The following is a 20,665-nucleotide window of genomic DNA, read 5'->3' as shown; positions in this document are numbered from 1 at the left end:
AAAGACCCAGCGGCGGCTAGTTTCCGGCGCGCTTTTCGGCTTCGGCCTTCAGCGCAGCCACCGTGTTCTTCACTTCACCGAGCGCCGCTCCCTTGGCGACGATCGCGATGGAGGATTTCGGCTTTACGTAGTTCGTGTAGCGCATGATCGAACCATCCCCGTAGGGCTCAACCTGAAGAGAGCCATCGGAAATATCTGCCATTGGGGACTTCAAGAGCTTCCAAGTCACATCCGCATTTCCGCCCGATTCGTTGAACGTGTTCTGCACGGTGTAACTCATTGTGCCGAAGATCGGCATCTTCGAGGTGTAATCCACGACGTAGACATTCGGGCTTGGCTTCGACGTCACCTTGGCCGAGACGAGATTTGGCTGAAAATCCTGTGCGTGAGCGTAGTCGCGAAACATGTCGACGATTGTCTGCACCGGCGCCTTCACCAGAGTGTAAACCGTCAACTGCGGCCACACGCCACCCGGCATATCTTTCTGCGTAACGACCATTTGCCCGCTCTTCACCTGCTGGAGCTGGCTGCTGGAAAGACTGCCTGCAATGTCCGCCACCGCCACTCCCGCGAATGCCGTGGCTCCCAGAATTCCGGCCAGAATCGTTCTGCAATTCATGCTTCCACTGGAGACCACCCCTCGGGTCGCTGTCAAGTGTCGCTCCTGTTTCCATTCACTCTTAGCTTGGCTAACCATCCAAATTGATTAAATTTAGTCACGCACGCGACATACCCATGTCCAATCAACCACCGTCCACCACGATTACCCAGGCTTTCGCCCCGGCGCGTGAGGCCGTAATCCTCTGGGTGGTGCTGACGACGCTGGCCGTCATCGCGGTGTGGATGGGGGGCCGTTACGGAGAACGGCAGCTTTCCAAGGCGATTCGCACCGACGCCATCAACTCCGCCCGCGCGGCGGTGCTTGGGCTCGACCCGGCCCTTCACGACGAAATCGCGGCGCACGAGAAAATGTGGTCGCCTCTGCACAAGAAAGCCCTCGCGATTCTTGTCGGGTTTCACCGCAAATACCCCGACGTAAGCCGCGTCCGGACGTTCCAGCTTCACAACGGAAAAGTGGTCGTCATCCTCGATACCGAGACGGTTGCTGGGGAAGTCGGGATGCAGCGGCCGGTCGACCCGACTCCGCTGCGCACTCCGCTGGACACCCAGGACCCCGCCTATTCCGCGGTTCTCCAGGTGTTGAAGAATCGGGAGCCCGCCGCCACCGAAGAATCCAGCGACGACGGCTACCGCCGCTGGCGACCGGGCGTCATTCCCCTCGGCAGCGATTCCGCTCTCGAGGCTGACCTTTCCAGCGTCGAGCAGGAGACCGCACTCTCGAATCTCAAGATGTGGGTCGGCACCGGCCTCGGTATTTCCGTGCTCGCGTGCGGCGGCGTCGCCCTCATGTTTTTCAACATCCGCACGTCGCATCTCGTCTCGGAAACGACGGGTGGCGAGGCGAAGCGCGGCCAGGAATGGCTGGAACAGCGCAACAGCCGGCTGATCGAGGCGCTCGCCCAGGTCGTTCTGCATCGGGACCTCGAGGCGGGCTACCTTCTTTGGGACGGCGACGTGAAACGCATTCTCGGCACCGCGATCGAGCGCATGCCCACGGATTTCCAGAGCTGGCTGGAACGCGTCCACCCCGACGACGTGGGGCGCGTCCGCTTCGCGACAGCACGCACGACGTCTGACAACCGCACCTACGAACTCGATTACCGCGCCCGCCACGAGAGCGGCGCCTGGCGTTGGTTTCGCGAACGCGGGGTCGTCTCCTTCTCCGTCGAGGCGGATCGCATGCGCCCGGAGAAGGTCGACTGCATCATCGAGGACATTTCCGACCTCAAGAACGAAGAGGAGGAACTCGCCGCGCTCGCGCTGATCGCCAGTCGCACCGATAACGCGATCTGTCTGATGGACGCCGAGGGGCGCATCCAGTGGTCGAACACAAATTTCTGTCGACTCACCGGTGTCGAGCGGCGGGATTCCGAGGGCAAGACACTCCTTTCGCTCTTTGTGGGCGCGCCCGGCGAGGCGGACCTGAAGGGGCTTTTTCACGACGCCACGCACGGCAAGGGCGGCCGCGCCGAGATTAAACTCATCCATCTCGACGGCTCGACCTACTGGACGAATCTCGAACTTCAGCCCCTCAAGGACGACGCCGGCTCGATCAATCGCCTTGTCGCCATTCAGACCGACATCACCGCCACCAAGGAGTTCGAAGCCCGCCTCGTGAGCGCCCGCGACGCTGCCGAGACCGCGGATCGCGCGAAGAGCGAATTCCTGGCGGTGATGAGCCACGAAATTCGAACGCCGCTCAATGCCGTGCTCGGCTTCACCCGCCTCCTGCTCGACACCCCGCTCTCCGCCCAGCAACGCGACTACATCGACACCATTCGCAGCAGCGGCGACAGCCTTCTTCACCTGCTCAACGACATCCTCGACTTCTCGAAAATGGACGCCAAGGGCATGCAGCTCGAGAATGCGCCGTTCGACCTGCGCGGCTGTATCGAGGACACGCTCGATGTGCTCATTTCGCCCGCCACCACGCGCGGGCTCGACCTCTACGGCGACATCGCTCTCGACACGCCCCTCGCCGTCGTCGGCGACCGCGCCCGCCTCCGCCAGATTCTGCTGAATCTCGCCGGCAACGCCGTGAAATTCACCGAGAAAGGCGAAGTCGTCATCACCGTGCGCCGCCTGCCCACCCCGGTCGAAGACCAGATCGTCTCCCTGCGCCCGCCGCCCTCTGCGCGGCTGCGTTTCGAGGTGCGCGACACCGGCCCCGGCATTCCGGCGGACCAGCAGGCGCTGCTGTTCCGCCCCTTCACGCAGGCCGACAGCTCCGCCACCCGCAAGCATGGCGGCACCGGCCTCGGCCTCGCGATCAGCAAGCGCCTCATCACGCTCATGGGCGGCACGATCGGCCTCGAAAGCACGCCCGGAGCGGGCTCGACCTTCTGGTTCGAAATCCCGCTCGACATCGCCGCGAACCAGCCCGCTCCGCTCGCCGGCCTCCACGCGTTGGAAGGGCTGCGCGTTCTCCTCGTCGAAAAGAATTCCGGCCTGCGCCGCATGCTTTCCAGCCAGCTCAAAGCGTGGGGCCTGCAGGTCGAGGCCTTTGGCCGAGGCCGGGATGCCATCTTTGCCGCGGAGCATCGCCGGTTCGACGTCGCGCTGCTCGACTGCGCACCGCCCGATATCGACGGACTCGGCCTCGTCGACCGCCTCCGCCACCTGCCCCGGCGCAACGTCGGCGGCATCATTCTCGCGGGCCCGCCCGGCAAGCTCCCGGTGGCCACGCACGGCCCGTTCGACGCCCTCCACCGGCTCGTCAAACCCATCCACACCACCGTCCTCGCGGAGACTCTCCTTCGCGCCGCACCGCGCTTCGCCAGCGCCACCATCCCGCGCCCGCTGGCAGGCCTTCCGGCCGCAAAGACCCTGTCCGAGCCCGTCACTCCGCCGGCGCCCCCACCCAGCGTCGATCCCCGCGGCCGGCGCATCCTGGTCGCCGACGACAACGCCATCAATCGCAAGCTCGTCAAAAAGATGCTCGATGGCATGGGCTACCTGCCCACGCTCGTGACCAATGGCGCCGAATGCGTGGATGCAATCAAGGCCGGCGAATTCGACGCGATCCTCATGGACATCCAGATGCCCGAAATGGACGGCCTCGCCGCCACCCGGGCGATTCGCGAACTCGGCAACGAAATCCCGATCATCGCGCTCACCGCCGACGCGATGCCCGACGATCGCGCGCGCTGCCTCGCCGCCGGCATGAACGACTACCTGCAGAAACCGGTGCGCCCCGACGCCCTCCAGACCGCGCTCACCCGCACCGCGGCGCCGGTCTAGGCTTGCGAGGCCGCCTACCTCCGCCGCATCAATCGCAGCGGATGCTCGTCGAGCACGTTGGCCTCGATTCCCGACACCCGCGCCGGATCGTAGAGCTGGATTCCCACGTAGAAATACAGCGGGCAGATCACCGCCTGCTGCACGACAAGCAACTCCTCCGCTCGCGCGAGCGTCGCAAAACGCTTCGCCGGGTCGGCCTCCGTCGCCGCCTCCGCAATGAGCGCGTCATAAGCCGCGTTGCTCCAGCCCGTGCGGTTATTTCCGCCGCCCGTCAGGAACATGTCGAGGAACGTATTGGGGTCCGGGTAGTCCCCCACCCAGCTCGACCGGCAAATGTCGTAGTCGAGCTGGTTCATCGAATTCAGATAAACCTTCCACTCCTGCCGCGTCAGCGCGACCTGCACGCCGAGAGTCTGTTTCCACATGTTCTGAAGTTCCACCGCGATCGCCTCGTTGAGCTCGCTCTCGCTGTAGAGATACCGCACGAGGGGAAACCCCTTCCCGTTCGGAAATCCCGCCTCCGCGAGCAACCGCGAGGCCTCGGTCGGGTCGTAACGCAAGCCGGCCGGCGACCGGTAACCTTCGATTCCCGGCGGCACCAGCGAGTCCGCCGGCACTTCACCGGCACGCGTGATCTTCTTGACGATGCGTTCCTTGTCCACGGCCATGGCGAACGCGTGACGCACCCGCTCGTCGCGGAACGGCCCTTCGGCGCAATTGAACCGCAGAAAATAGTCCGCGAGAAACGGCGCCGCGTGGAAGTCCGGCCGCTTCTTCAATTCGTCGAGCAGCGCCGGCGGCGCCAGCCCCTTGTCGAGCATGAGGTCCGCCTCCCCGCTCGCGTAGAAATTGAAGGCGACATTCGCTTTCGAAATCGGCAGCACATCCACCGTCTCGAGCGCGACGTTTGCCCGGTCCCAGTAGTTCGGATTCTTCCGCAGCCGGATGCGGTCGTTGATCCGCCAATCCTCGAGCAGGTAGGCGCCGTTGTTCACGAGGCGGCCGGGCTTGATCCAGTCGTCGCCGAATTTCTCGATCACGCGCGTCGGCACCGGCTGAAGCGGCGGCGTCGCGCAGAGGTCGAGGAAGAACGGCGTAGGATTTTCGAGCTGCACCTCGAGCGTGCGGTCGTCGAGTGCGCGCACGCCGACCTGTGAAAAATCGGTCACCTTCCCGTCGGCAAACGCCTTCGCATTCTTCACGTAGAAAAGCTGGTAATTGTAGGACGCCGCCGTGTCGGGAGCGAGCGTCCGCCGCCACGAGCGCACGAAATCCAGCGCCGTCACCGGCGAACCGTCGCTCCATTTGGCGCCCGCCCGCAGTTTGAAGATGTAGGTTTTCCCATCCGGCGAGATCGTCCACGATTCCGCCACTCCCGGGACCGCACGCCCCCCTCGATCAAAGGTGGTGAGCCCCTCGAACAGCGCATTCACGACGCGTCCCTCGGGTTGCCCGGTGATCACCGCCGGGTCGAGCGATTCCGGCTCGGCGCCATTGATGAGAGTCAGGTCCGCCCGGTCTGCCGGCCGGCCGCATCCGACAAGCAGAGTCGCCGCGAGCAACCCGGCAGAAAGGAGGCGGCAGATTTTCGACATGCCCCATGCATAGCGGGAACGCCGACGCGCCGCCACCCGTTGCGTGGACATTTGGCTTCCGCCGGCCACTCCGCTCAACTCGCCCCAGTCCGCGAATACCTGGCCCGCGGCGGCGCTTATCCGGGTAATTCGAAGGACTCCTCCGGGCGCGGCGTTGCAATCGCCCCCTCGCAATGAAACGATGGTTGCATGTCCAGCATCGCTCCTTTTCACCCTCCGTCCCGACTGCTCCTTGGTCCGGGCCCCAGCATGGCGGCGCCCTCCGTGCTGGCGGCCATGGCGAAGCCCCTCCTCGGCCATCTCGACCCCGCCTTCGTCGACATGATGGAGGAGATCAAGGCCATGCTTCGCGAGGTCTTCCAAACGAAGAACCGCATGACGTTTCCGGTGAGCGGCACGGGCAGCGCTGGCATGGAATTCTGCTGCGCGAATCTCATCGAACCCGGCGACGAAGTCATCGTCGGCATCAATGGCGTCTTTGGCGGCCGCCTGGCCGAGGTGGCCACCCGCTGCGGCGCCACCGTCACGAAGGTCGAGGCCGAATGGGGCCGCATCATCGAACCCGCCCAGATCGCCGCCGCTCTCGAGAACCGGAGGCCCAAGCTCGTCGCCATGATTCACGCCGAGACCTCCACCGGCGCACTCACTCCCATTCCCGAAATCTCGAAGCTCGCCCACGAGGCCGGCGCCCTCATGCTCATCGACGCCGTCACTTCCCTCGCCGGCTGCCCGGTCGAACTCGACACTTGGGATATCGACGCCGTCTACAGCGGCACGCAAAAATGCCTGAGCTGCCCGCCCGGCCTCGCACCCGTTTCCTTGAGCGACCGCGCCCTCGCCGTGGCCACCAGCCGCAAGCACAAAGTCCAGAGCTGGTATCTCGACGTCAACCTCCTCGCCTCCTACTGGGGCGCAGAGCGCGTTTATCACCACACCGCCCCCATCTCGATGAACTACGCGCTGCACGAAGCGTTGCGCGTCGTTCTCGAGGAAGGCCTCGAGGCACGATTCGCCCGCCACGAGCGCAATCACCTCCGCCTGAAAGCCGGCCTCGCCGAACTCGGTCTCGAGATTGCCTCGCAACCCGGCCACCAGCTCTGGCAGCTCAACTCCGTGACTGTGCCCGAAGGCGTGGACGAAGCCCGCGTTCGCGCGAAACTCCTGAGCGATTTTGGCATCGAGATCGGCGCCGGCCTCGGGCCGTTGAAGGGCAAGGTGTGGCGCATCGGACTCATGGGCGAATCGTCCACCGCCGACAACGTGGACATTGTTCTGAACGCCCTTGGCCAGGTCCTCAGCGACAACGCGGGCTGACGCGTCTCGCGCGACCGGGGGCCGCTTTGTGACAGATTCGTCACGGAACGGCCTTGACGAAAAGTCCGTCATTCGATCGATTTCGAACCTGCCCCGCGCCAGACCTCTCCTTGGGATGCAGGCGGAAAGCCCCCGAATCCCTCGTAATGCCCTGGTTCCCCGCCGCCAATCCGCCGTCCCAGTCCACGGGCCGCAATGCCCTCTGGTTGCTCGTGACCTCTCGCGAAGTCATCGAGGGCGGTTATTCCGGAGACCGCTTCATCACCCAAAGCGGTGACGCCCTCGGGAACGTCTCCCACTGGGCTCGAATCGGGCGCAGCGGTCAGCCGCCCGTTCCCTATCCGACACCGACCTCCGAGGACCGCCGGCCGAGACGCCAGAGCTTTCTTTCGTTCGATTGATCGCCGCCAATCGGCCGCCCTGCGCGAGCGCCGACCGCCTCCGGGTGATTCTCTTCAGGCCCAGTCGAGGATCGACTCGATCAACCGGTTTTTCCGCACGCGATAATCCACGAGCAGGCGCTGCCATTGCGCCGCCGTCACCGCCCCGCCGACGGCGACCTCCACCGCGGACGCGCCGCCGGTGACGCGACGCGCCATCAGGTCGTCCATCAGCCCCACCGCGCGATGAAGCACCCGCGCCTGCTCCCATGTCGGCGTCCAGGTTTCCGGCCGGCCCTTCAGCGTTTCGGTCTGCGCCAGCGCGCACAGCAATTCCTTCGCGGAAGTCAGATATCTCCAGGCCGGCGATTGGCTATTCGCCCCCTCGAGTTTCCCCGTGGCGCTCGCCCAGAGCTTCTCGATCGCGTCTGCGTCGCCATCCCGGAGAATACTCTTCGCCGTCGCCGGGAGCCCCCAAGGCGAAGAAAGCAGATCCAGCCTCGATGATCGCGCGAACATATCCCCAATTCACTACGAACGAGGCAGCCCGGGCTTTCTGAAGTATTTTCAGAAACTTCACGAACTCGTCACCGCCGAGACCGGCAACATTCGGACGGAATACGACTCGCCTGCGCAGACGGAAATCTCGCGTCATGAGAATCAACGCACCGCGTCGATTTCAAGAAGTGCACCCCCCCGGGCTCGAACCGGGAACCAATTGATTAAGAGTCAACTGCTCTACCATTGAGCTAGGGATGCTCGCATTCCCCGAAATTCGGGGAGAGGGTTTGTCGCACATCACTCCTCTCTTGCCAAGCCCCTATTCCACTTTTTTGGCAAAAAGCCCCGTCGATCGGGATGTCTCTTCCTATTTAAGGTCGTGTTAAGGTCGTGGCACCCAAGTTCGGTGCGGCCCAGCCTTGGAGCGGGATCATTCAAAGGGAAGAAAAAATAGCGGCCAGGAGCGATCGACGGACGGCAAGCGTCCCGAGAAATCGCTTGACGCTCCCGCGGTCCGCCCTAATTTGTCCGCAATCTTATCGAGAGTGGCAGAGGGACAGGCCCGATGAAGCCACGGCAACCGGTTCAGTGACGCGCAAGCGCCGCGGGACGCCAGGTGCCAAATCCTGCTCCGGGGCGCAAGCCGCGGGGAAAGATGGGATGCAAACGCTCGACTCACGGGCGGCTTGTCTCACCCGCTCACTCTCGATTCGACGAGAATTTTTATGAGCGACAGACCTTTCTTCAGTAATCTCAAGTGCCGCGAATGCGGTCGCCTCTACCCCAAGCAGGCCATCCACATTTGCGAATTCGACTTCGGCCCGCTCGAAGCCGCCTACGACTACGACGCGATCAAGGAATCGATCTCCCGCGAGGCCATCGAGTCGCGCCCGAAGAGCATGTGGCGTTACCGCGAGCTGCTCCCGATCGATGGCGCGCCCACCGTGGGCACGCAGGTCGGGTTCACCCCGCTCGTGAAGGCCGATCGCCTCGCCGCCCGCCTCGGCGTGAAGGAACTCTACGTCAAGAACGACACCGTCAATTACCCGACGCTCTCGTTCAAGGATCGCGTCGTTTCCGTCGCGCTCAGCCGCGCCCGCGAGCTCGGCTTCAAGGTCGTCGCCTGCGCCTCGACCGGCAATCTCGCGAATTCCGTCGCCGCAAACGCCGCTTCCGCCGGCCTCACGAGCTATGTGCTCATCCCGTCGGACCTCGAGCGCTCGAAGGTCGTCAATTCCCTCGTCTACGGCACGAACGTCGTCGGCATCGAGGGCCCGTATGACCAGGTGAACCGCCTGTGTTCCGAGATCGCCGGCAAATACGGCTGGGGCTTCGTGAACGTGAATCTGCGCCCGTATTACGCCGAGGGCAGCAAGTCGATGGGCTTCGAGATCGTCGAGCAGCTCGGCTGGAAGACGCCGAAGCACACGGTCATCCCGATGGCCTCTGGCTCGCTCCTCACGAAGATTCACAAGGCCTACACCGAGTTCGCCAAGGTCGGCATCATCGACGCGGAGCCGTTCTCCGTCTATGGCGCGCAGGCCAGCGGCTGTTCGCCGATCAGCACGGCGCTCAAGAAGGGCACCGACATCGTGAAGCCCGTGCCGAAGCCCGAGACGATCGTGAAATCGCTCGCCATCGGCACACCGGCGGACGGCTACTACGCCATTCGCACGATGAAGGAAACCGGCGGCAGCGCCGAAGACGTCTCCGACGAGGAAGTCATCGAGGGCATCAAGCTCCTCGCCGAGACCGAGGGCATCTTCGCGGAAACCGCCGGCGGCACCACCGTCGCCTGCGCGAAGAAGCTCATCGAGTCCGGCAAGCTCCCCCGCGATGAATCCATCGTTCTCTGCATCACCGGTCACGGCCTGAAGACGCAGGAAGCGATCCACGACAAATGCGGCGTCCCGCGCGTCATCAAGCCCAGCCTGCGCGAATTCGAAGCCCTCGTGGCCGACGAACTCGCCGGCCTCGAAACCGCCGCCGCCTCGTAAGATTTAAAAACAGAAAGAACCGAAAATGGCCCAAGTCCGTATCCCCACCCCGCTCCGCAAGCTCACCGGCGACCAGGAGGTCGTCCCCGCCGAGGGCGCAACCATCGGCGACATCCTCACGAACCTCGACGCGACCTTCCCTGGCCTCGGCGAGCGCCTCTGTGACGAAGAAGGCAACGTCCGCCGCTTCGTGAACATCTTCGTGAACGACGAAGACATCCGCTTCCTCGAAGAGAAGGCAACCGTCGTGAAGGACACCGACGAGATCAGCATCGTCCCGGCGATCGCCGGGGGCTAGGAGACTTCTCCAAGCTTCATAGTCGCAGGAAGGCACGAGGAAAGTCCGTTATGGGGAGCCATGCGTGCCTTTCGTGAACTCCTACGCCTCCTTGTGGCTACCGAATTTCCGAGACCGCTCCAGACCGCGTTACAATCTGCGTAGCCAGACGTTCCGGAATCGCACCGGATTGCCGTGGTCCTGCAGCGTCACCGGGCCCGGGCCGTGCATGCGGTAGGCAGGCTCCCCGCGAAACGTCGTCGGACCTCGGAGGATAGCGTCGTTCTGGATCAGGACGCCGTTTTGCAGGACGGTAACCTTCGCGGGAGAGATGAGAGAGCCGTCCGCCGCGAAGCGCGGCGCGGTGAAGATGATGTCGTAGCTCTGCCACTGGCCGGCAGGCTTGCAGGCATTCACAAGAGGGCTGAACTGCTTGTAGATCGCGCCTGCCTGACCGTTCGCATACGTCGGGTTGTCGTAGCTATCGAGGATCTGCACCTCGTAGCGGCCTTGCAGGAACACGCCGCTGTTGCCTCGGGCCTGACCTTTCTGGGCCGACGGCGCGCCATCGGGAACCATCCACTCGAGATGGAGCTGGCAGTCCGAGAAATGCTCGCGGGTCTGGATGGCGCCGGTGCCTGGCCGGACCACGAACGCATTGTCCTCGACGATCCATTTTGCGGCCCCTCCTCGTTCGGTCTCCCACGCGGAAAGGTCTCTCCCGTCGAAGAGAATCACGGCATCCGAGGGGGGCGCCCCGTCCGTCTTTCCCGGGGAGACTTTTCCAGGCACGGGCGACCAGACCTCGGTGGCTTCGGGAGGCGGATCGGCGGCCATCGCACAGGCGATGAGCGAGACAAGCAGGGAGACGATCGAAATGCGACGCATGAGAGGGAGCCGAATTGCCGAGGCATATCCCGGAGAGGGGCAGTGTCAAGGACTCGCCGATGTGAGTCTGTCTATGACAACCATTTTCTTCGCCACTTCCGCGTTCTTTTGTAGATTCGCAGGCATGGCTGAACAAGCAACCCGCCTCTGGCTCATGTATCCGGCGCGCCTCATCACGCGGCCGGTCATCTACGAGCTCGGCAAAAATTTTGCGATCGTCACGAACGTGCGCCAGTGCAGCGTCACCGACGAAATCGGGCTCGTTTCGCTCGAACTCGACGGCGAGCGCTCGGAAATCAAACGCGCCATCGCCTGGCTCGAGGAAATCGGCGTGAAGGTCGAGCCCGTCGAGATCCAGACGATCGAAGGCTGAGTTGATCCCGTCATGCGGTCACGCGTCCTGATCGTCGACGGCCACAGCATGATCTTCCAGTGGCCCGACCTTCGGGCTCTGCATGCGAAAAAGGGCGCCGCCGCCCGCGAGCGGCTCGTGGCCCTGCTCACGCGGCATCAGGACGCCACCGGTCGGCATGTCATCGTCGTCTTCGACGGCAAAGGTGCGCGCGCCAACGAAGCCAGCGAACCCGCCAGCATTCAGGTCTTTTACTCGAAGGATGGCCAGACTGCCGATTCCGTGATCGAGCGCCTCGTGGCGACCTACGCCTCGAAATACGACATCACCGTCGCCACCGACGACAATCTCGAGCGCACCACGGTCGAATCCTTCGGCGGGTCGTGGATTTCGTCTGAAATGCTGGCCCTGGACCTCCGCGACTCCGAAGCCGACGTCGCCGACCAGATCAGGCGCCTGCGTCGAAAAAAATAGCCGGAAAGTAGGCGGATCGAGCGTCTTCCCGGAAAGATCGCAGGAAGTTTCCTACGCGCCCTCAAACTTTCTTGCCTAACCCACCAATCTTCCCTAGCGAAGGGTCCCAGAATGAACCGTTCCCCTGCGGCTGTCGCTCTGGTTCTCCTCGGCGCCACGTTCCCCCTTTTTTTGCAGGCCACTCCGCGCGCGCTCATCGTCACCGGCCTGAGCGGATCGTCCCAGAACGCGGACGAATTTCAGGCCCTCGCGGCCACCACGAAGGCGGCTCTCGTCAAACGCGGAATTCCCGCGGATCGTGTTGAAATCCTGGGCGGGAAAGCCAGTCGGGCGGCCATTCTGGAGAAAATTCGGGCCGCGACCGATACCGGAGCGAGCGATGAATACTGGCTGGTGCTTTATGGGCTCTCGGGCCGCGCGAAGGAGGGCGAGCCCGCGTTCCAGATCAGCGGTCCGCGACTCACCGCGACGGATTTGAAGTCCGCGCTCGCGGCGATTCCGGCTCGACGATTCGTCTTCATCGGCACCAACGACGCCGGCGACTACCTGCCCATCCTTCGAGGGCCACGCCTCAGCGCGCTCGCGGCCACAGCACCGGGCGAAGGCGATCGCCCCCGCATGCCCGCGGCCTGGGCCGAGACGCTCACCCGGAATCCCTCTTCCGATTTCCTCACGATCGCCGCCCGGGCCGCCGCCGCCGTTTCCGACGAATACACCCGCTCCCAGCTGGCGCAGATCGAGCACGGCCGCCTCGTCGATCCCGCCAGCGCCGACATCCTCGAGCCGCCATTCGGCGTCGATCTGAATGCTGTCCACGACGCGCCCGCGCCGGAATCCCCGCCCGCCGGGAGACTCATCGGCGCGGCAGAAATCGACGTCAGGATTCAGAACCCGAAGGCGGAGTGGGAACACCAGGCGGCCACGGCGGAAACGCGGAAAATGGTGGCCGACGCCCGGGCCGTGCCGAATCCCGAAAATCACGCCGCACTCGTTCTCGCCCAACGTATCGGCTTCACCGTCGAGGACGACCGCACGACAGACCGCTCCGAATTTTACCGCGTCTTCATTGTCCGCAATGAAGCCGTCGAGCAGTGGGCAAACTGGTTTCTTCCGCAGAATCCGCCGGGCATCACGTCGAAGCTCGAGGTGGCTCGGGTGATCCAGCCTGAAGGTTCGGTCACCGCCTTCAATCCCGCAAAACTTCCGCAGGCCACCGATCCCACCTCCGGCACCTGCACGGCGATGGCGCAGGTTTTCCTTCCGGGCGCACGGGCCGGCTGCGTGGTCGAGGTCGGCTTCCGCACCCGCCAGCTGCTCAACGCCACCCTCCCGCATGTTTCCGAGTGGTTCCCCGTCCAGCAATCCGCACCCGCCCTCGCCACGGAACTCGAGATTCGGGTGCCGGAGAAGCCCTCCTTCCGCGTCGCCCTCAACAACGATCCCGCAAATCCCGAGATCGCTTCGGAAAACGGCCGGCGGATCTATCGCTGGAAACTCGGGCCGCTCGCGGCGCTCGATGTCCTGCCGGGCGACCCGCCGCCGCAGCTCTGGCTCACCTCCGTCGGCATCAGCTCCCTGCCCTCGTGGGAGGACTTCGCCGCCTGGTATCGCCGGCTCGCCCAGGGCTCCGACAAGGTCGACGACGCCGTGAAAAAGACGGCGGCGGAACTCGCCGCGGGAGCCCGGTCGCGGCTCGAAATCATCCAGCGCGACTTCGAGTTCGTCTCCTCGCTGCGCTATGTCGCCATCGAGCTCGGTGTGCAGGGCTTCCGGCCGCGCACACCCGCCGAGGTGCTCGCGAACCGGTTCGGCGACTGCAAGGACAAGGCAAACCTCATCGTCGCCCTGCTTCGCTGCCAGGGCATCGACGCACGCTTCGTCCTGCTGAACCGCGGCTCCGTGACCGACGTGAATTTCCCGAGCTGGCAGTTCAATCACGCCATCGCCCATGTGCCGGCTTCCCCGAAGGACGGCCAGCCCGCCGACCTCTGGCTCGACTCGACCGACAGCGTTACGCCATTCGGCTTCGTGCCACCCGGAGATTTCGGCCGCGCCGGACTCGTCTTCACGAAGGACTCCGCCGAGTTCAAGACCGTCGGCAGCGACGCGGGCACGCTCTCGGAGATTCACGACGAATGGACGCTCCACCAGACGCTCGACGGCGAATGGACGGGCCAGTTCCAGCGCACCGTCACGGGCTTTGCCGAGGACGCCGTCCGGCGCACCTTTCGCGGCCTCGCTCCCACGCAGCGGGACGCCACGATCTACCACCTCCTCGCCGGGCTCTGGCCCGAAGCGGATTTTTCGAAGCCGGGCGTCAGCGACGTGAGCGCCCTCGGCGGCGAGATGAGAATCCATGCAGCGCTCAGCGCTCCCAGCGGCGACCTCCCTCGCATCGAGACGCCCGGATTCGAGTATTTTAGCGCCCCCAGCCGTAACCGACCGGTGTGGATGAACGACGCCCAGCCCCTCGCCGTGACTCAGTCTCTCGTTCTCCGCTTCAGCGGCTCGCCGCCGAAGTCCCTGCCCGCCCAATGGTCCGCCGACGCTGCCGGACAGAAGCTTCGCGTGACGTGGGAAAAGGTCGACGACCACACCTTGCGGCGCACGGCCAGGGTCGAGCTGATGAAGCCGGTCGTCCCCGCCTCCGATTACGCCGCCCTCCGCCAGGCCATCCGCGGCTGGCAACACGCCCTCAAAACTCCGAGTCCCCTTTTATGAGCAGCATGCCCACCGTTCCTCCATCCGCGTCGGACCTCACCGGCGAGGACATCGAAATCCTTCGCTCGGCGCCCCAGCGCTACCAGCGCATCGCCACGGAACTCGGCCGCCGCATCATTGGACAGGACGAGATCATCCGCGACCTCTTCGTCGCCCTCGCCGTGCAGGGCCACGTGCTCATGATCGGCGTGCCTGGCCTCGCGAAGACGCTGTTGGTTCGCACGCTGGCGGAGATTCTCGACCTCCCCTTCCAGCGCATCCAGTTCACGCCGGACCTCATGCCGAGCGACATCACCGGCACCGAGATCATCGAGGAAACGCAGGACGGTCGACGCGAGTTCCGCTTCATGCCCGGGCCGATTTTCGCCAGCCTCCTGCTCGCGGACGAAATCAACCGCACCCCGCCAAAGACTCAGGCCGCCCTGCTCGAGGCCATGCAGGAGCGTCATGTCACCGTTGCTGGCAAGACCTACCCGCTGCCGGCGCCGTTCTTCGTGCTCGCCACGCAAAATCCCATCGAACAGGAGGGCACCTACCCGCTGCCGGAGGCCCAGCTCGACCGGTTCATGTTCAACCTCCGCGTCGACTACCCCTCGCACGCCGACGAGGTGCGCATCCTGCTCGGCACCACCTCCGGCAGGCAGGAGCCGCTCTCCCACGTATGGAGCGGCCCGGAAATGCTCGCCCTCCAGCGCGGCGTGCGCGGCGTTCCCGTGCCGCAATCCGTCGCGGAATACGCCGTGTCTCTCGTGCAGGCCACCCGGCCCACCGGATCCCGCGCACCCGATTTCGTCACCCGCTACGTGCAATGGGGCGCCGGCCCGCGCGCCTCGCAATACCTCGCCCTCGCCGGCAAGGCCTTCGCCGTGCTCGACGGCCGCTTCAACGTCGCGCGGGAGGATATCAGGCGCGCCGCCAAGCTCGTGCTGCGCCACCGCATCATCACGAACTATCGCGCGGAGGCCGACAAACAGAGCGTCGACCAGATCATCGACCGTCTGCTCGACACCATCCGGTGAGCCAGCCTCCGCCATTGCCTCCGGCCGGACCGCCGCCCATGCCCTGGGAAACCAGGCAGGCGCAGCGCCGTCGGAATCCGCTCCCGCCGCTCGACCTCGCGCTGCTGGCGGAGTTGCCGTCGCTCGAGCTACGCGCGCGCTATCTCGTCGACGGCTTCCTCTGCGGCCGGCACCGCAGTCCGCAGAAAGGCTCGTCGGTCGAGTTCGCCGAATATCGCACCTATCAACCCGGCGACGATCTGCGCCGCGTCGACTGGCACCTCTTCGGCCGCACCGATCGTCTCCACGTGAAGCAATACGAGGACGAGACCCAGCTCCACGTTTCCCTCGTTCTCGACACCAGCCTGTCGATGCATTTCCGCTCACGGGCGAAGATCCCCACGAAGCTGGCCCACGCCCGCCTCGCCCTCGCGGCCGTCGGCCTGCTCGCCCAGCGGCAGGGGGACGCCTTCGGCCTGACCGCCGTCAGCGACGAACTCCACGATCACCTGCGCGCCCGATCGTCCCTCCCGCACTGGCGCACCTTCGTCGGTCGCCTCGAGGGAGTCGAACCCAGCGGGCAGACCCGCCTTGCGAAGGGGCTCGAGGACCTCGCCGAGCTGTTGCCACCGCGTTCGCTGGTCGTCATCGCCAGTGATTTCTACGAGGAGGACGACCGGCTCGAGGCCGCCCTGCAACGATTGCGCTACGACCACCACGACCTTCTCGCGCTCCAGGTGCTCGACCCGGTGGAGATCGACTTCGACCTCGACTCCGCCGGGCGTTTTATCGACATCGAGAGCAACGAGCAGCTGCGCCTCGACCCTGCCGCCGCCCGCGCGGGCTACCTCGATCGCTTCTCCAAATTCTGCATCCGCCTCGAGGAGACCTTCCGTGACGCCGGCGGGGACCTTGTCCGCCTTCGCACGGATGCCTCGCCCATCGAGGCGCTGTCGAGCTACTTCGCCCGCCGGGCCCAACATCCGTGAGCTGGCTCCTTCCCGGCTTCCTGGCAGGCGCGGCCCTCATCGGCCTGCCCTTCCTGCTCCACTTCCTCCGCAGAAAGCCGCGGACTTCCATCCTGTTTCCCTCGCTGCGTTTCCTCGGCGTCACCGCGATTCGCGACGCCCGCCGCCACCGGGTGCAACGCTGGCTTACCCTGCTCCTGCGCTGCCTCGTGATCGCCGCGATTGCGGCCGCCTTCGCGCGTCCGTTCTGGAAGGATGTCCTCGACGAGCACCGTCACCTCGTCGTCATCGCCCTCGACAATTCCATGAGCATGCAGACCCGCGACCGCTGGGAGACGTGGCGCAAGCGCGCCCTCGACGAGCTGCAAGCCCTCGGCCCTGGCGACCAGGCCGCCGTGCTCACGATGTTTCCGCAACCCGCGTGGCTCGTGCCCCTCACCGAGGATCTCGAAACCGTGCGCGCCGCGCTCCTCGCCGCAAAGCCCGGCTACGAAGCCACCCGATACGCGCCCGCGCTGGCGATGGCCGCCGAGGCGCTCGCAACCACCACTGCGAAACAACGCACCCTTGTGTGGGTTGCCGACGAACAGCGCACCGGCTGGACCGGCGTGGACCTCTCGCAGCCGCTGCCGGCCGGCATCCAGCTCCGCCTCGGCGAAGCCGCACCCATCCCCCAGCGACAGAGCGTGATCACGCGAGTCCGCGTCATCCCCGGCGCAGACTCGATCTCCGCCACCGTGCGCCTCGACGCCCCGGATCGCGACCGCCGCGAGATCACCGTTCGAGACGGAGATCGCGTGCTCGCGCGGCAGACGGTGAATCTCAAGTTCGGCGAAAACGCGATCTCGCTGCCACTTCCGAAAGGCGCCCCCCCGACTTCCTGCGAGATCGCGCTCGATCCCGACGACCTCCCGGCCGACGACGTCGCCTGGCTCGTAATCGATGCCAGATCCGGCAACAGGGTGCTGCTCGACACCGCTCCCGGCGTCGACTTCCTTGCTCACGCCTTGCGCGCCACGCAGCGCCTCGACGCCAGCGCCCTCGAGCCATCCTCGCTGCCTGGCGGCTCCTGGCCGGCGGATACGCCGGTGCTCCTCCGCGGCGACGCCGCCTTCCAGGCACCGCTCGTCACGGAGCTCGACCGCTTCGTCTCGGCGGGTGGCCCGGTCTGGATCTTCGTCGACGGGTCGCCTGCGCAAGCCGCCTGGCTCGCCCGACATGGCATCCAGATTTCCCCTCGGGCGCCTGCCGACGCCCCCGCGCATCTTCGCGACTGGGACACCTCGCATCCGATCCTCGAGGCCTACGGCGGCCAGAATCTTCTGCCGCTCCTCGACGTGGAATTCACGCGAGGCTTCGATCTCAGCGGCGACGCGCTCACCCCGCTTGCAAACTGGCCCGATGGCCAGGCGGCGCTCGCAGAATGGAGCAACGGCGGTCGTCGCCTGCTCGTCGCCGGGTTCCCGCCCACCCGCGACGCGACGAGCTGGCCGACCGCGGCGTCGTTTGTGCCATTCATCCACCAGGCCGTGCGCTGGCTCGGCGCCTTCGCCGCCACTCGGCAGGATTGGCGCGTGGGAGACACGGTCCCCGCGCCCGAGGGCCGCGGGACGTGGCGCGCCATCGCCGGCCCCGGGGGACGGGAGAGCCGTGAGGTGTCCGGAGGCGTTCGCGCCGAAGTTCCCGGGATCTACGAACTCACCGTCGGCTCCATCCGCCGGCTTTACGCCGTGAATCCCTCGCTCGAGGAATCCAGCCTCGCGCCATGGCCCAAGCCCGCCCAGCTCCTCGCCCTCACGGGCCAGGCTGTCCCGGAGGCGGCTCGCGTCGTTTCCGCACCCGCCGATTCGCCCCGGGACGACGAGCGTTCCGAAAGTCAGCAGCGCCTGTGGTGGTGGGTGCTCGCCGCCGGAGGCCTCTTCCTTCTCGGAGAACTCGCCCTCGCCAACCGCACCGCGCTGTGAATCCCGAGCCATGACCCCCAGGCCCCCCGATCATTTGCTTCGCGATCATGCCCGCTGGCTTCGCACCGCCTGGCCGCTCGGCGTCGCCGCCACCGGCCTCGCCCTCACCCTCGGCGCCCTTTGGTGGCTGCACCCCTCGCTCGACAAGCTCAAGACCGGCTCCGCAGCCCCGACATGGGCTCTCGCCGGTCTCGGCGTGACATTCGCCGCGACATGCCTCGCGTGGGTCGTGCGCGAGCGCAGCCTGCTTCAGCACGCCCGAGAGCTGGACGACCGACTCTCCGCCAAGAATCGCATCGAGGCTTCGATCGAGCTGCAACACGATCCCGGCGCCATCGCTCGTGCCCAGCGCGAGGAAACCGCCGACTACCTCTCGCACGTGCCGAAGGCGCGCCCGAGTCGACTCCCCCTCGTCGCCCTCGCCCTGCTCGTCGCCCTGCTCGCCACACTGCACCCCCTCCTCTGGCTCGCCTGGACACGCCCGTGGGAGCCCGCTCCCGCCACGGCGCAGGCCAAACCGAAGCCCACGCCGTCCCCCGAGCCTGTAGCCAGCATCGAGTGGAAGACACCCGAGGCCGAGACCCAGGCGACCTCCATCGAGGAAGTGCCCTTCGCCGCCGTCGCAAGGTCATCGAGCGGCCTCTCCCAGGCCACCCTCGAAATTTCCGTGAACGGCGCACCAAAGCTCAGCACCGCGCTCGATCCGCCCGGCATCGACCAAGCCGGCTCGCACCCCATCGAGGCGTCGCTCTACCTCGACCAGATCGAGGTCGAGCCCTACGACATCGTCTCGTATTACCTTCACGCCCGGCGGATCGACGCGCGCAACCTTCCCGAGACCACCTCGCCGGTGCAATTCGTCCAGATCAAGCCCTTCCGCGACGACGTGCAGGAACTCCCCGGCGCAGAGGTCTTCGCCTCCTTCCCGCTTCTGAAGGCCCTCAAGGCGGCCCAACTTCGCCTCCTCAAGGAGAACTTCTTCCTCGCCCACACCGACCTCGACCACGCGAATCCCGTCTGGAAAAAGGAGAACGACCGCGTCGGTCGCGATCAGGCCCTGCTCGTGGATAAGACCCAGCAGGTCCTCGACAAGCTCATCGAGGAGGGCGCCGCAGCCGAGATCGTGAACCTCGTGACGCAGGCAAAGCCCGCGATGGCCGCCGCCGCGGAGAAGATCAAGATCGTCGAGAACCAGCCCGCCCTCGCGCCACAGGGGAAGGCCCTCAGCCTGCTCACCGAAGTCGAAAAATTTATGATCAAAACGGCGGCCAGGGATGGTCGCCAGAAGAATAATCCCGGAAACGTGAAGGATCCCTTCGAGCGCCAGAAGGCCTTGGAGCTCAAACAGCGCTTCGACACCCAGGCCGGCGCGCTCGAACTCATCGCCGCCGAGCAGCGCCGCCTCGCCGATGACCTCGCGCATCCGGATTCCGTTCCATCGCCCACTCCGGCCACCGACGACAAGCCTGACCCCAAAAAGATCGAAGGCACCTTCGCCGAGCGGCAGACGCAGATCAGCCAGCGGGCCGGCGCCCTTGCCAACGGCCAGGTCTTCGTTCCCGAAGTGCTCGACCACCTCGAGAAAGGCCGCGACCTGGCCCGCACCTCCCTGCGCGGCCTCGACAACGGTGATCCCGCCGCCGCGCAGGAGCCCGCCACCGCCGCCGCCCGCGAGTTTCAGCTCGCCGTGGAAGCCATGAACCGCGCAGGCGACCAGCAGGCCCGCGAAGCCCTCGTCAAAGCCCTCCGCGACCTCAGCACCGCCGCCGAATCCGCTCGCAACGCCCCGCGCCAGAGCTCGGAAGAAGTCGCCCGCAAACAGGCCGAGGAAGCGACCAGGAGAGCCCGCGAGACCGCGCAGGCCGTTGCCGAGGCCGCCCGCAAACAGCAGGAGGCCGGCTCACAAAAGTCCGCCCAACGCCTCATGGACATGGCCCGCTCCCTCTCGAAGGAGGATCTCCGGAAGGCCCTCGACCGCCTCCAGGAAACGCCGCGGGACGAAGCGCTCGCCACCAGAACCGCCGACCGCCTTCAGGACATCGCGGACCGCGCCAGCCAGCAATCCGACCGCACTCCGCTCACCACCCAGCAACTCGCCCGCCTCATCGACGATCTCCAGCGCACCCGCGCAAACCTCCAGCGCCTCGCCGATCCGAAAGCAGACGGCGGCCAGAAATCCCCCTCCGGAAACACCTCCGGCGAACCATCGAATAACCCGCCGGCTAATCACCCCTCTCCCGGCCAATCTCCCGGCCAATCTCCCGGCCAATCTCCCGGCCAATCTCCCGGCCAATCTCCCGGCCAATCTCCCGGCCAATCTCCCGGCCAATCTCCCGGCCAATCTCCCGGCCAATCTCCCGGCCAATCTCCCGGCC

Annotated in this window: 16 protein-coding genes, 1 tRNA gene and 1 riboswitch; of the genes, 12 read left to right on the top strand and 5 right to left on the bottom strand. The window is 65.6% G+C overall.

The features are described 5' to 3' along the window. Positions 1 to 16 precede the first annotated feature (16 nt). Entirely contained in the window at positions 17 to 619 is a 603-nt protein-coding gene (locus VIM61_14580) for a hypothetical protein (GenBank protein HEY8901635.1), read from the bottom strand. Positions 620 to 735: 116 nt separating this feature from the next. Here VIM61_14580 and VIM61_14575 point away from each other — a divergent pair, with 116 nt between their 5' ends. Next, positions 736 to 3,861, top strand: a complete 3,126-nt coding sequence (locus tag VIM61_14575; protein HEY8901634.1) for a response regulator — start codon at positions 736 to 738, stop codon at positions 3,859 to 3,861. A 14-nt stretch (positions 3,862 to 3,875) separates the two neighbouring features. On the opposite strand, the gene VIM61_14570 is transcribed toward VIM61_14575, so the two are convergent. Then, on the bottom strand, positions 3,876 to 5,507 hold the full coding sequence (locus VIM61_14570) for a peptide ABC transporter substrate-binding protein (GenBank protein ID HEY8901633.1): 1,632 nt from the start codon (positions 5,505 to 5,507) through the stop codon (positions 3,876 to 3,878). Between the two features lie 138 nt (positions 5,508 to 5,645). On the opposite strand from VIM61_14570, the gene VIM61_14565 reads away from it, so the two are divergent. Continuing rightward, the gene (locus VIM61_14565) at positions 5,646 to 6,770 is read left to right on the top strand and encodes an alanine--glyoxylate aminotransferase family protein (protein ID HEY8901632.1); all 1,125 of its coding nucleotides are present in this window, start codon (positions 5,646 to 5,648) and stop codon (positions 6,768 to 6,770) included. Positions 6,771 to 6,916: 146 nt separating this feature from the next. Further along, a complete protein-coding gene (locus VIM61_14560; GenBank protein ID HEY8901631.1) occupies positions 6,917 to 7,171 on the top strand; it encodes a hypothetical protein in 255 nt (84 codons plus the stop codon). A 54-nt stretch (positions 7,172 to 7,225) separates the two neighbouring features. Here VIM61_14560 and VIM61_14555 read toward each other — a convergent pair whose 3' ends face one another. Both VIM61_14555 and VIM61_14550 read right to left on the bottom strand, forming a co-directional pair. Beyond that, complete coding sequence (locus VIM61_14555; protein ID HEY8901630.1) at positions 7,226 to 7,669, bottom strand: hypothetical protein; 444 nt, start codon at positions 7,667 to 7,669, stop codon at positions 7,226 to 7,228. 168 nt (positions 7,670 to 7,837) lie between these two features. Further along, positions 7,838 to 7,909: transfer RNA gene (locus VIM61_14550), tRNA-Lys, on the bottom strand. A gap of 275 nt (positions 7,910 to 8,184) precedes the next feature. After that, positions 8,185 to 8,313, top strand: a riboswitch (SAM riboswitch). A 63-nt stretch (positions 8,314 to 8,376) separates the two neighbouring features. Here VIM61_14550 and thrC point away from each other — a divergent pair. Beyond that, positions 8,377 to 9,648: a threonine synthase gene (gene thrC, locus VIM61_14545; GenBank protein ID HEY8901629.1), complete on the top strand. Its 1,272-nt coding sequence runs from the start codon at positions 8,377 to 8,379 to the stop codon at positions 9,646 to 9,648. Between the two features lie 25 nt (positions 9,649 to 9,673). Further along, positions 9,674 to 9,946, top strand: a complete 273-nt coding sequence (locus VIM61_14540) for a ubiquitin-like small modifier protein 1 (GenBank protein ID HEY8901628.1) — start codon at positions 9,674 to 9,676, stop codon at positions 9,944 to 9,946. 129 nt (positions 9,947 to 10,075) lie between these two features. Here VIM61_14540 and VIM61_14535 read toward each other — a convergent pair whose 3' ends face one another. Continuing rightward, a complete protein-coding gene (locus VIM61_14535) occupies positions 10,076 to 10,813 on the bottom strand; it encodes a DUF1080 domain-containing protein (protein ID HEY8901627.1) in 738 nt (245 codons plus the stop codon). 124 nt (positions 10,814 to 10,937) lie between these two features. Here VIM61_14535 and VIM61_14530 point away from each other — a divergent pair, with 124 nt between their 5' ends. From VIM61_14530 to VIM61_14500, 7 genes are all read left to right on the top strand, one after another. Continuing rightward, on the top strand, positions 10,938 to 11,186 hold the full coding sequence (locus VIM61_14530; GenBank protein ID HEY8901626.1) for an NIL domain-containing protein: 249 nt from the start codon (positions 10,938 to 10,940) through the stop codon (positions 11,184 to 11,186). Positions 11,187 to 11,198: 12 nt separating this feature from the next. Next, positions 11,199 to 11,639, top strand: a complete 441-nt coding sequence (locus tag VIM61_14525; protein ID HEY8901625.1) for an NYN domain-containing protein — start codon at positions 11,199 to 11,201, stop codon at positions 11,637 to 11,639. Positions 11,640 to 11,750: 111 nt separating this feature from the next. Next, positions 11,751 to 14,360 (top strand): transglutaminase-like domain-containing protein, encoded by a 2,610-nt coding sequence (locus VIM61_14520; GenBank protein HEY8901624.1) that lies wholly within the window; start codon positions 11,751 to 11,753, stop codon positions 14,358 to 14,360. Further along, positions 14,357 to 15,379, top strand: a complete 1,023-nt coding sequence (locus tag VIM61_14515; GenBank protein HEY8901623.1) for a MoxR family ATPase — start codon at positions 14,357 to 14,359, stop codon at positions 15,377 to 15,379. The genes VIM61_14520 and VIM61_14515 overlap by 4 nt, the downstream gene beginning before the upstream one ends. A gap of 38 nt (positions 15,380 to 15,417) precedes the next feature. Further along, entirely contained in the window at positions 15,418 to 16,347 is a 930-nt protein-coding gene (locus VIM61_14510) for a DUF58 domain-containing protein (GenBank protein ID HEY8901622.1), read from the top strand. After that, on the top strand, positions 16,344 to 18,290 hold the full coding sequence (locus tag VIM61_14505) for a BatA domain-containing protein (GenBank protein HEY8901621.1): 1,947 nt from the start codon (positions 16,344 to 16,346) through the stop codon (positions 18,288 to 18,290). Before VIM61_14510 ends, VIM61_14505 begins: the two co-directional genes overlap by 4 nt. 10 nt (positions 18,291 to 18,300) lie before the next feature. Beyond that, a partial coding sequence (locus tag VIM61_14500; GenBank protein HEY8901620.1) for a hypothetical protein occupies positions 18,301 to 20,665 on the top strand: 2,365 nt, incomplete at its 3' end.

This window comes from Chthoniobacterales bacterium, from assembly GCA_036569045.1.
Taxonomy (GTDB): Bacteria; Verrucomicrobiota; Verrucomicrobiia; order Chthoniobacterales; family JAATET01; genus JAATET01.
The sequence above is the reverse complement of the archived record's forward strand: the minus strand, read 5'-3'. Positions and strand labels throughout refer to the sequence as shown.